The sequence below is a fragment of the Microbacterium sp. genome, from assembly GCF_043427715.1.
GTDB lineage: Bacteria > Actinomycetota > Actinomycetes > Actinomycetales > Microbacteriaceae > Microbacterium.
This window is the reverse complement of sequence record NZ_JBHWTD010000026.1, coordinates 1-11,230: the sequence shown is the minus strand read 5'-3', so window position 1 is coordinate 11,230 and position 11,230 is coordinate 1. Positions and strand designations below refer to the sequence as shown.

General features: G+C 69.9%; 11 protein-coding genes. 5 read left to right on the top strand and 6 right to left on the bottom strand.

From position 1 onward, the window contains the following. Positions 1–55: 55 nt before the first annotated feature. The gene (locus ACHFGS_RS02800; protein WP_394278807.1) at positions 56–1,357 is read right to left on the bottom strand and encodes an ABC transporter substrate-binding protein; all 1,302 of its coding nucleotides are present in this window, start codon (positions 1,355–1,357) and stop codon (positions 56–58) included. Between the two features lie 150 nt (positions 1,358–1,507). Here ACHFGS_RS02800 and ACHFGS_RS02795 point away from each other — a divergent pair, with 150 nt between their 5' ends. The 4 genes from ACHFGS_RS02795 (at position 1,508) to ACHFGS_RS02780 (ending at position 6,076) form a co-directional block, all read left to right on the top strand. Continuing rightward, entirely contained in the window at positions 1,508–2,524 is a 1,017-nt protein-coding gene (locus ACHFGS_RS02795; RefSeq protein WP_394278808.1) for a LacI family DNA-binding transcriptional regulator, read from the top strand. Positions 2,525–2,612: 88 nt separating this feature from the next. Next, complete coding sequence (locus ACHFGS_RS02790; protein WP_394278809.1) at positions 2,613–4,433, top strand: glycoside hydrolase family 2 protein; 1,821 nt, start codon at positions 2,613–2,615, stop codon at positions 4,431–4,433. A gap of 52 nt (positions 4,434–4,485) precedes the next feature. Further along, positions 4,486–4,821 carry a YciI family protein gene (locus tag ACHFGS_RS02785; RefSeq protein WP_394278810.1) on the top strand — a complete coding sequence of 112 codons (336 nt, stop codon included), beginning with the start codon at positions 4,486–4,488 and terminating at the stop codon, positions 4,819–4,821. A gap of 55 nt (positions 4,822–4,876) precedes the next feature. Next, entirely contained in the window at positions 4,877–6,076 is a 1,200-nt protein-coding gene (locus tag ACHFGS_RS02780) for a pyridoxal phosphate-dependent aminotransferase (protein ID WP_394278811.1), read from the top strand. Positions 6,077–6,204: 128 nt separating this feature from the next. Here ACHFGS_RS02780 and ACHFGS_RS02775 read toward each other — a convergent pair whose 3' ends face one another. Genes ACHFGS_RS02775 through ACHFGS_RS02760 form a run of 4 tightly spaced genes read right to left on the bottom strand, consistent with a single transcriptional unit; the run spans position 6,205 to position 9,045 of the window. Beyond that, entirely contained in the window at positions 6,205–7,341 is a 1,137-nt protein-coding gene (locus ACHFGS_RS02775; RefSeq protein ID WP_394278812.1) for a UDP-N-acetylmuramate dehydrogenase, read from the bottom strand. Next, a complete protein-coding gene (locus ACHFGS_RS02770) occupies positions 7,341–7,742 on the bottom strand; it encodes a MaoC/PaaZ C-terminal domain-containing protein (protein WP_394278813.1) in 402 nt (133 codons plus the stop codon). Before ACHFGS_RS02770 ends, ACHFGS_RS02775 begins: the two co-directional genes overlap by 1 nt. Beyond that, positions 7,739–8,185, bottom strand: coding sequence for a MaoC family dehydratase N-terminal domain-containing protein (locus ACHFGS_RS02765; RefSeq protein ID WP_394278814.1), 447 nt, complete (start codon positions 8,183–8,185; stop codon positions 7,739–7,741). The genes ACHFGS_RS02770 and ACHFGS_RS02765 overlap by 4 nt, the downstream gene beginning before the upstream one ends. A gap of 56 nt (positions 8,186–8,241) precedes the next feature. Then, entirely contained in the window at positions 8,242–9,045 is an 804-nt protein-coding gene (locus tag ACHFGS_RS02760; protein ID WP_394278815.1) for a sulfite exporter TauE/SafE family protein, read from the bottom strand. A gap of 61 nt (positions 9,046–9,106) precedes the next feature. On the opposite strand from ACHFGS_RS02760, the gene ACHFGS_RS02755 reads away from it, so the two are divergent. After that, the gene (locus ACHFGS_RS02755; protein ID WP_394278816.1) at positions 9,107–10,138 is read left to right on the top strand and encodes a lactonase family protein; all 1,032 of its coding nucleotides are present in this window, start codon (positions 9,107–9,109) and stop codon (positions 10,136–10,138) included. A 144-nt stretch (positions 10,139–10,282) separates the two neighbouring features. On the opposite strand, the gene ACHFGS_RS02750 is transcribed toward ACHFGS_RS02755, so the two are convergent. Continuing rightward, a complete protein-coding gene (locus ACHFGS_RS02750; RefSeq protein WP_394278817.1) occupies positions 10,283–11,059 on the bottom strand; it encodes a hypothetical protein in 777 nt (258 codons plus the stop codon). Between the last annotated feature and the right edge of the window lie 171 nt (positions 11,060–11,230).

Below are 11,230 nucleotides of genomic sequence, written 5' to 3'. Positions count from 1 at the left end.
CTCTCCCGCCCCCGCGCCGGAGCGCGGGGCCGGGACGGCCGTTTTGGCGGCGAGATCAATCGCCATACTTCTCACGGTTCTGCTCGAGGATCTTGTCGGCCTTCGCCTTCGCGTCGTCGAGGGCCTGCTGCGGCGACTTCTTGCCGGTCAGCGCCTCGTTGATCGCGGTCGTGATGAGGGCGTTGGCTTCGTTGATGCCCGGGGAGACCGTCTCGTAGTGCGCGTACTCGAGCTCTTCCATGAACGGCTCGAGGTTCGGGTAGGTCGACAGCAGCTCCGGGTCCTCGCGCACGGTGTTCGCGGCGGGGAGCTCGCCGGTCTCGGCCCAGCCCAGCGAGTTGTCGTTCATCCACTTGACGAACGTCGCGGCGGCCGACGTCTTGTCGGCATCCTGGCCCTTGTTGGCGGGGAACACCCAGTGCGTCGAGCTCGACCAGACGGCCTTCTCGTCGCCGATCTGCGGGACCGGCGCGGCCTCCCACTCGAGGTCGCCGAACGCGGTGTTCGTCGTCTGCCACACGCCGTTCCAGTTGAACGCGGTGTCGCCGGCGAGGAGCGCCTTGATGTTGCCGTCCTGCGCGACGTTCGCGGGGCTGTAGCCCTTGTCGACGAGGTCGGTCATCCAGGTGAGCGCCTTGACGCCGGCCTCGGAGTTGAAGGTGGCCTCTTCCACGTCGTCGTCGTACAGGTCGCCGCCGAACTGCCAGAGCAGGCTCTGGAACTCGAACGTGCCCGTGAAGACGTAGCCGTCGACCCACTCGCCCTTGACGCCGGCCGCCTTCAGCGCGTCGAGCGCCTCGAGGTAGCCCTCCCGGTCGGTCGGGACCTCGGTGAGGTCGGCCTCGGCCATGACCTCCTTGTTGGCGAACAGGCCGAGCGGGGTGACGCTCCACGGCACGGCGTACTGCGCGTCGCGGAAGTCGCCCATCTCGAACACCTCGGGCGGGAAGTCGTCCTCGCCGTAGCCGAGGCCGTCGATGATCTCGTCGGCGGGCTGCAGCAGGTTCTGCGCCGCGTAGGTCGCGAGGTCGTCGCCGTGCAGCACGGCGACGTCCGGTCCCTTGCCCGCCTTGATGGCGAGCGGCATCTTCGACGCGATGTCGGCCCACTCCTGCGGGACGTTCTTGACGGTGATGTTCTCGTGCTCGGCGTTGAACTGGTCGATGAGCTTCGGGACGATCGTCGGCGCCGCGCCACCGGTCCAGCCGTGCCAGAAGGTGATGTCGACAGCGGGACCGTCGTACTCCTCACCCGAGACGCCGCCCGTGCCGGCGTTCGAACCGCCGCAGGCGGTCAGCGCGAGGGCCAGGGCGCCGGCGAGGCCGAAGCCCACCCCTCGTGAGAATCGCGATGTCATGGAATTGCTCTCCTTTGAGTCCGTCCGCTCAGAACGCAGAGCGCGTGCTGGAGTCGAGGTCTGTCGAATGTACAGCGCTAGAAATACACTGTCAACGGGTCCCGCCGCCGCGACCGGTAATCTGAGCGGAGCCTCGGAAGGAGCACGTTCATGCGAGGACCCCGCCTGCAGGACGTCGCCGAGCGCGCCGGCGTGTCGATGAAGACCGTGTCGAACGTCGTCCGCGACTACGCGCACGTCTCCCCCCAGATGCGCGAGCGCGTGCAGCGCGCCATCGACGAGCTCGGGTACCGCCCCAACATGACCGCGCGCCGGCTGGCCACCGGCCGCACCGGCTTCATCGCGCTGGGCGTCGCCGACGTCGCGATCCCCTACTTCGCGGAGCTCGCCCACGTCGCCTCGCAGCGCGCGCAGGCGTTCGACTACCGCGTCATGCTGGAGGAGACGGATGCCACGATCGAGGGCGAACGCGCCCTCATCGCGAGCTCCGAGGCCGGACTCATCGACGGCATGCTGTTCCAGCCGTCCCGGATGTCGTCCGCCGAGATCGCCCGGCACCGTTCGCAGATCCCCATCGTCCTGCTCGGCGAGACGCCCGCGCCGCTGACGATGGACCGCGTCATGATCGACAACGTGCAGGCCGCCCGGGAGATCACCGAGCACCTCATCCGACTCGGCCGGAAACGGATCGCGTTCGTGGGCCATGAGGCGGACGCGCTCAGCGACACGTCGAAGCAGCGCATCCTCGGCTATCAGGAGGCGCTGACCGCCGCGGGCCTCCCCGTCGACCCCCGCATGCTCGTCGCGACCGCGTCGATCGCCGCCTTCGACACGGCGGAAGCCGTGCGGGCGGCCCTCGCGGGCGGGTGGGACGTCGACGCCATCGTCTGCCGCGACGACCTCGCCGCCCTCGGCACGCTCCGCGCCCTGCACGAGCGCGGCATCCGCGTGCCCGAGGACGTGGCCGTCACCGGATGGGACGACACCCGCCTGAGCGCCGTCACCTTCCCCAGCCTCACGACGGTCAGCCCCGATCTCGACGCGCTGTTCACGCGCGCCATGACCCTGCTCCTCGAGCGGATCCACGGATTCGACGGCGCCGGGCGGCACGAGGTCGTCCCGCACCGCATCGTCGTGCGCGAGAGCGCGCCCGCACCGCAGGACTGACCGCGCCCGCGCGGCGGGATCGCGGGCGCCTGCGCCGGCTCGACACCCGGCATCCGCTTTCCGGTTTACAGCGCTAGAAGAATGCGGCATGCTGGACGCCATGATCGACGACGACCGGACGGCTGCACGCGCCAGCGCGCAGGACGGCACCTACCCCCGCCCCCAGCTCATCCGGGACGCGTGGGCCGACCTGTGCGGCACGTGGTCGTTCGCGCACGACGACGACGACCGCGGCACCGCCGCCGGCTGGCCGGTCACCGGCGTCACCGATCGGGAGATCACCGTCCCGTTCCCGCCCGAGTCCGCCGCCTCCGGCGTCGGCGACACGGCACCGCACCGCGTGTCGTGGTACTCCCGGACGATCGACCGTGCGGCCCTGCAGCAGGCGGGCCACGCGGAGGGGCGACGGATGCTGCTGCACTTCGGCGCCGTCGACTACCGCTGCCGCGTGTGGCTCGACGGCCAGCAGGTCGGCGCGCACGAGGGCGGCCACACGCCGTTCAGCCTCGACGTCACCGACGCCCTCGCGGACGGCGACGACCACCTCGTCGTGGTGCGCGTCGAGGACGACCCGCACGACATCGCGCAGCCCCGCGGCAAGCAGGACTGGCGCGAGCACCCGCACGTCATCTGGTACCACCGCACGAGCGGCATCTGGCAGCCGGTGTGGCTGGAGTCGGTGCCCGCCGTGCACGTCACGGCGCTCCGCTGGACCACCGACCCGCGCGGCGGCACCGCCACCGCTCACCTGGAGCTGTCGGCCGTGCCGGCCGCCCCGATCGACGTCGACATCCGGCTCTCCTTCGACGGCCGCGCGCTCGGGTCGGTGCGGACGACGGTGACCGACGACGAGTCGACGCTCGTCGTGCCGCTCCCGGAACTGCTCAACGGCCAGGCCTACGAGGAGCTGCTGTGGTCGCCCGAGCACCCGCGGCTCGTCGACGCCGAGGTCGTCGTCGGCGACGACCGGGTGGGCTCGTACCTCGGCATCCGCACGGCGCATGTCGCGCGCGGCCGCTTCTTCCTCAACGATCGCCCCTACTACGTGCGCTCCGTCCTCAACCAGGGCTACTGGCCCGACTCGCACCTCGCCGCGCCGTCGGCGCAGGCGCTCACCGACGAGGTCGCCCTCATCAAGGACCTCGGCTTCAACGCGACCCGCGTGCACCAGAAGTTCGAGGACCCCCGCTTCCTGTTCGCGGCGGACAAGCTCGGCCTGCTCGTGTGGGGCGAGGCGCCCGCGACGTTCACCTTCTCCCCCGCCGCGATCGAGCGGACCACGCGGGAGTGGCTCGAGGTCGTGCGGCGCGACGTCTCGCATCCGTCGATCGTCACGTGGGTGCCGCTCAACGAGAGCTGGGGCGTACAGCACGTGGCATCCGATCCCCGCATGCAGCACTTCGCCCGCTCGCTCGTGTCGCTGACGAAGGCGCTCGACCCGACCCGCCCCGTCGTGTCCAACGACGGCTGGGAGCAAGTCGACACCGACATCGTCGCGATCCACGACTACGAGTGGCGGCCGGCTGTCGTGCGCGAGCGGTACCGGACCCGTGCCGACGTGCAGCGCATGATCGACGGCGTCGGCCCCGCGGGGCGCCTCCTCGTCCTCAGCGGCGACGTCACGGACGCGCCCGTCATGCTGACCGAGTTCGGCGGCATCTCGTTCGACGTGGATGCCGCGGAGGATGCCTGGGGCTACTCCGCCGCGACCTCTGCCGACGATTTCGACGAGCGCCTGGGCGGGCTCATGGCGGCCGTGCACGACAGCGAGACGCTCGCAGGCTTCTGCTACACGCAGCTCACCGACACCCTGCAGGAGACGAACGGCCTCGTCCGCGCGGACCGGACGCCGAAGCTCCCGCTCGAGCGCATCCGGGCGATGATGACGGGGACGACCGCAACCCCGTGACCGCCTCCCGGCGGACGCTGGTAGCGTCGCTCCCCACGAAAGGATGACGACGATGCGCTTTCTCATGCTGGTTCTGAGCGACTCCTCCGCCGACCCCGCGGAGGAGGCCGCGTTCCCGATCGAGCAGTGGGTCGACGAGGCCTACGGCACGGGCCGGGCGTCCACGGGCGACCGGCTGCGTCCCGCCGACGAGGTGAAGACGATCCGGCAGCGCGGCGGCGAGGTCACCGTCACGGACGGTCCGGCGGCCCGCGCGTTCGACCGCATCCAGGGCTTCGACGTGCTCGAGTGCGAGACGATCGACGATGCCGTCGAGCTCGCGTCGCGGCATCCCGGCGCCGCCGGCGGCGTCATCCAGCTGCACCCGGCGTGGCCGCTCGACCTCTGACGACGAGCCCGGTCACACGCCTGGCGGGAACGGCGCGCGACGGTACGCTCTGAGGGTGACCGAACGCGCACCGCTCTCCCGCAAGTTGTCCGCCATCGCCGAGTCGGCGACCCTCAAGGTCGACGCGAAGGCGAAGTCGCTGCAGGCGGCGGGCCGCCCCGTCATCTCGTACGCGGCCGGCGAGCCCGACTTCGCGACGCCGCAGTTCATCGTGGATGCTGCGGCCGAGGCCCTGCGCGACCCGGCGAACTTCCGCTACACCCCCGCCGCCGGCCTGCCGGTGCTGCGCGAGGCGATCGCCGCGAAGACGCTCCGCGACTCGGGCCTGGAGGTCTCGCCGTCGCAGGTCATCGTCACCAACGGTGGCAAGCAGGCCGTCTACCAGGCCTTCCAGGCCGTGGTGAACCCGGGCGATGAGGTGCTGCTGCCCGCGCCGTACTGGACCACCTACCCCGAGGCGATCGCCCTCGCCGACGGCGTGCCGGTCGAGGTCTTCGCCGGCGCCGACCAGGAGTACAAGGTCACCGTCGAGCAGCTCGAGGCCGCCCGCACCGATAAGACCACGGTCCTCGTGTTCGTGTCGCCGTCGAACCCGACCGGCGCCGTCTACACCGAAGACGAGACCCGCGCGATCGGCGAGTGGGCGCTCGAGCACGGCATCTGGGTCGTGACGGACGAGATCTACCAGAACCTCGTCTACGAAGGGTTCCGCGCCGTCTCTATCGTCGAGGCCGTGCCGGCACTCGCCGAGCAGACGATCCTCGTCAACGGCGTCGCGAAGACGTACGCGATGACCGGCTGGCGGGTGGGCTGGATGGTCGGCCCCGCCGCCGCGATCAAGGTCGCCGGCAACCTGCAGTCGCACCTGAGCTCGAACGTCAACAACATCGCGCAGCGCGCGGCGCTCGCCGCCCTGACCGGACCGCAGGAGGAGGTCGAGCAGATGCGTCTCGCCTTCGATCGCCGTCGCGGTCTTATCGTGTCGGAGCTCGCGAAGATCCCGGGCGTGACCGTCCCGAACCCGCTCGGCGCGTTCTACGTCTACCCCGACGTCACGGGTCTGCTCGGCCGGGAGTGGTACGGCCGCACGGTGAACACGTCGCTCGAGCTCGCCGACCTGATCCTCGAGGAGGCCGAGGTCGCCGTCGTTCCCGGCGAGGCCTTCGGCCCGTCCGGATACCTGCGCCTGTCGTACGCCCTCGGCGACGAACAGCTGCTCGAAGGCATCCAGCGGATGCAGAAGCTCTTCAGCTGAGCTGATCCGCGAACGCCCCGGTCGGTTGACCGGGGCGTTCGTACGTTGTGGGATGCCGTGGCTCCGGCGACCCGGGCGGGTGGCGCCGTCAGGGCGACCCGGTCGGGCCGGGCCGCGGGCCACCGGCCCTACAGCTCGACGCCGCGCAGCACCGGCTCGGGCTGCAGCAGGATGCCGAACTCCGACTGCACGCGCTGCTGGATGAGACGGGCGAGCGCTGCGACCTCTTCGGCGGAAGCCGATCCGCGGTTGGTGAGAGCAAGGGCGTGCTTGGTCGACAGGCCGGCGCGCGAGCGGGGCAGGCGGAAGCCCTTCGGCATCCCGGACTGCTCGATGAGCCATGCGGCGCTGAGCTTCACCGGCGGCAGTCCCTGCGGGCGGGGCGGGAGGTAGCCGTCGAACCGGTCGAGCGGGATGACGATGTCGTCCGGCTCGGCGGGCAGCATGGGCCAGCGGGGCGCCTCGGGCGGGAGGGTCGCGGCGAACTCGGCCGAGACGACCGGGTTCTGGAAGAACGAGCCGGCGCTGTACGTGTCGGAGTCGGCGTCGTTGAGCACCATGCCCTTGCGGGCGCGGGTAGCGAGGACGGTCTCACGGATCCAGGCGAGGGAGACCGCGGTATCCTCGTCCAGGCTCAGTGCCTGCCGCAGCTGCGCGCTCCGCACAGGTACGTCACCATGCCCGACCTGCGCCAGCTCGAGGGTGACCGTGAGGATCACAGCGGGGCGCTCGGGGACCGATCCGTAGTGCTGCTTCAGCACCGAGGTGCGCAGGCCCAGACCCAGATCGGATGCCGGGACCGTCGACACCTCGCCCGTCGCCTCGTCCAGGAGCTCGACCTCGACGAGCGTTTCGACGATCTCCTGACCGTACGCGCCGACGTTCTGGATGGGGGCGGCTCCCGTGGTGCCGGGGATGCCCGACATCGCCTCGATCCCGGCGAGCCCGGCCGACACGGTGAGGGCGACGAGCTCGTCCCACGAGTGTCCGGCCTGCACCTTGAGGCGCACGTGTCCCTCGCGCGGCGACGGGAGCCGCTCGATCCCGGTCGTGCGGATGAGCACGACGGTGCCCTCGAAGTCGTCGTCGCCGAAGAGCAGGTTGGATCCGCCGCCCAGCACCAGCCACGGTTCGCGGTCGAGCCACAGCTCCTGCAGCGTCTCGACGAGCTCGTCGGTGGTGCGCGCCTCGACCATGCGGCGGGGCGTGCCGCCGACGCGGAGGGTGGTCAGGGCGGCGAGCGGGACGGGCGTGATCTCGGGCATCAGGGGCGAACGCGGACCTGCGACTTGCCGAGCACGGTGGTGTCGGCGGCGGTCACGGTCAGGTCGATGCGGATGGCGTCGTCGGCGACGGCGCCGACCTTCGCGATGACGGTGACGTCGGCGCCGGTGTCGGGGTCGACGACGACGGGGCGCGTGAAGCGGACGCCGTAGTCGAGGATGCGGCCGGTGTCGCCGAGCCACTCGGTGATGGTCGCGACGGACAGGCCCATCGTGAGCATCCCGTGTGCGAGGACGCCCGGCAGCCCGACGCGGGCGGCGACGTCGTCGCGGTAGTGGATCGGGTTGAAGTCGCCCGATGCGCCCGCGTAGCGGACGAGGTCTTCGCGGGTGAGGTGGACGGTGCGCTCGGCGATCACGGTGCCGACCTCGAGGGTGGTCATTCTTCGCCTCCCACGAGCAGGACGGACGTGGCGGTGACGACGTGCTCGCCGCCGGCATCGGTGATCTCGGCGTCGCTCGTGACCATCGCGCCCTTGCCGAACGCGCGGATGCCGGTGACCGTGAGCGCTGCGGTCAGCTCGTCGCCCGCGACGATGGGGCGGCTGTAACGGAAGCGCTGCTCGGCGTGGACGGTGCGCTCGAGGACGATGCCGGAGCCGGGCTCGGCGAGCAGCTGCTGCAGCGTGAGGTCCTGGATGACCATCGCGAACGTGGGCGGCGCGACGACGTCGGCGTATCCGAGGGCCTGCGCGGCGGCCGGCTCGTGGTGCTGCGGATCGGTCGCGAAGACGGCGCGCGCGAATTCGCGCACCTTCTCGCGCCCGACGAGGTACGGGGCGGTCGGCGGGTACGTCCGGCCGACGAGCTCAGGGTTCACGGACACCCCTCGATCCTACCGGCGGGCCTCGACGACCGGTCGGGGTCTCCGGATGCCGCGGGTCAGCGCGCGCGGCGGGCGTCGCGGCTTGCGCGCCACGCCTTGAGGGCCAGCTGCGTCGCGATGAAGGTGAGGAACGCGGCGAACAGGATGTTCGCGGTGAACGGGTCGAGGAGCGTCGAGATCCAGGCGCCGAGTGCGGTCGTCGTGCACGCGGCGATGCCGACGCAGGCTGCCGCGACGAGGTCGACGTTGGAGCGGCGGAGGTTGCCGATGGTGCCAGAGATGGCGGTGGGGATCATCATCAGCAGCGACGTGCCCTTGGCTTCGAGGTCGCTCGTGCCGAACAGCATCATGAGTGCCGGGACGACGATCACTCCCCCGCCGACGCCGAGCAGGCCCGCGGCGGTGCCGGTGAACAGGCCGAGGGCCACGAGGGCGAGGATCGTCCAGATGTTCATAGGCAACGTGGCATCCCTCGACGGGATCACGATGAACAGCATCACGATGACGACGACGAGGAAGCCGACGAAGCCCCAGCGGATCGCGTTCTGTGGCAGGCGTGCGAGCAGCCAGGTGCCGAGCTGCGCGCCGACGACGGCCGCCGCGGCGAGGATGAGGGCGGGGATCCAGGCGACCGTGCCGTTCAGCCCGTAGGAGATGACGCCGACCGTCGCGGTGGGGACGATCGCGGCGAGCGAGGTGCCGGCGGCGAGCTTCTGGTCGAAGCCGAGCAGCAGGACGAGCAGCGGGACGATCACGGTGCCGCCGCCGACGCCGAACATGCCCGACATGAGGCCCGCGATGAGTCCGATCAGGATGCAGAGGACGACGAAGCGCGCGGTGCGCGGGGCGGCCGAAGTCATCCCCCGAGCCTATCGCCGCGCTCCCTGCTCCCCCGCCGCGTGACGCCCCTACGATCGAAGGATGAGTGCCTTCCCCTTCGTGTTCGTGGCCAATGCCGGTGATGGTTCGATCAGCACGTTCCGGCTCGTGGAGGGCCGGCTCGAGCGACTCGCGGTGACCGAGGGCGTCACGGGGTGCTCGACGTTCGTCATCGACGGTGCGCGCGATCTGCTGTACGCGGCGGTGAAGAAGAGCGAGGCGCGGGATGCCGGCATCTTGACCCTCGAGATCGATCGGGAATCCGGTGCGCTGACGCCGCGGACGCACCTCGCGCTGGCAGACGGTGGGATGAACTACCTCGCGCTGACGCGGGACGGGTCGGTGCTGCTGGGCGCGTCGTACGGCGGCGGGTACGGGATCGTGTGCCCGGTCGAGGGCGGCGTGGTCGGCGAGCCGGTGGCGCGGGTGGAGTATCCGCGGCTGCATTCGGTGCTGGCGAGCGACGACGGTCGGTTCGCGTACTTCGTGTCGCTGGAGGCCGACCTCGTCGCGCAGTACGCGCTCGGTGACGACCTGTCGCTGACGCCGCTCACGCCGGCGACGGTGGCGTGCCCGGATCGGAGCGGCCCGCGCCATCTCGTCTTCAGTGAGGCGCAGGATGCCGTGTACGTGCTGACCGAGTTCTCGGGCGAGGTGCTGCGGTTCGACCGTGACGTCGAGTCGGGCGTGCTGGAGTTCCGTCAGGCGGTGCCCGCGTATGACCTGTCGAAGGATCTCGGACACAGCGTCATCGACGAGGACCCGCGCGAGCACCACTACATCTGGGGCGCCGACATCCACCTCGCGAACGGAACGCTGTGGTGCTCGGAGCGCACCGAGAGCACGCTCGCCGCCGTGCGCGTCGCGGCCGACGGCTCACTCGTCGCGCCGGAGCGGTTCACCGTGACCGAGCCGCAGCCGCGCGGGTTCGCGGTGAGCCCGGACGGGCGGTTCCTCGTTGCCGCCGGGGAGCGGTCGACGACGGTGTCGCTGTACACGATCGTCGGGGATGAGCTGGCGTTGCTGCAGCAGGCTGAGACCGGTGGTGGGGCGAACTGGGTGCGGTTCGGCTGAGGCAGCGATCCGACTACCGCGACAAACGTGGCGGAACGCCTCGCGGTCCGAAAGCCCATCGCGAGCCCTTGCTACGCATCGAGTCGTGTTCGCTGGCGTTGACCTCGGTCTGGGGCGATGTCCCGCGTCGGTAGCCTCCCCGGGTTACGGAAGTTCGTCAATGGTGTCTGTCCAGCGCGAATCGACAGCCTGCTTCGTGGCGAGGAATCCGGGGAACTTGGCATGAGGTTTGAGCTGGTTGGTTCTCGCGTACTTGAACTCCCAGACGCCAGTCACGGAGAACATGCACGCCGCAACCACATCGAAGGCATCGAAGCTGTATAGACGTCCGGTCGGGTCATCCTTACTGTTGCGCGTCCGTTGTGTCTCGACCTGCACCGTGCCGTCGGCGAGCACCGTCGGACTCACGTTCTTGCACTCCACGACGAAGTTCCTGCCGGACGCTAGCCGCACGTCGAAGTCAGCGCCACGATCGTCTGTCCGCCGGTCCACTGACGAGACAGCTGGATCCAACTCGAGTAGTTGCTCGAGATGGGCTTCGGCAACTCCGCCTTTGACTGCTGTTGTGAGCATCCTCCTTTCTGCGATCAAGTCGAGGATCTTCGGCGCCGAGAGTCCGAACTGTTTCTCCAGAGGGTGGATGCCACCGGCCATCTTGCTGGCCGCTGACGACTCGCGAAATTGCGCCGCGAGGTTCACGCGGAGCGCAGCGTCGAGTCCTAGATCGGTGGCCCGCCGCTCAAAACGAGCGAAGTCCAACAAGCGGTTTGGCGTGAACCCCACCCGGCATTCGAATCCTTCAGGTGTGCGCGCGGAGTGGCGGTGTCCGCGCCGGGTGTCGACTTCCCATACGTGCCAACCGTCAGGGTCCATCTGATCGAAGTCCCGCTCATATGCATAGAACGAGACGCCCAGCGGCATGGGATCCCACAGTGTCGGGTCGAGTCCGACGAGGTGGCGTCCCCTGGGGTGGTGTAGTTCTCGGTGCTGGGTGTCACGTCGTTGACGTGGTGAGCCATCGTGCGATGGTCAGTGAGAACCGACTAAAGCTACTCACAGAAAGACACGACGCACGATGGCTCTTGACCAGTC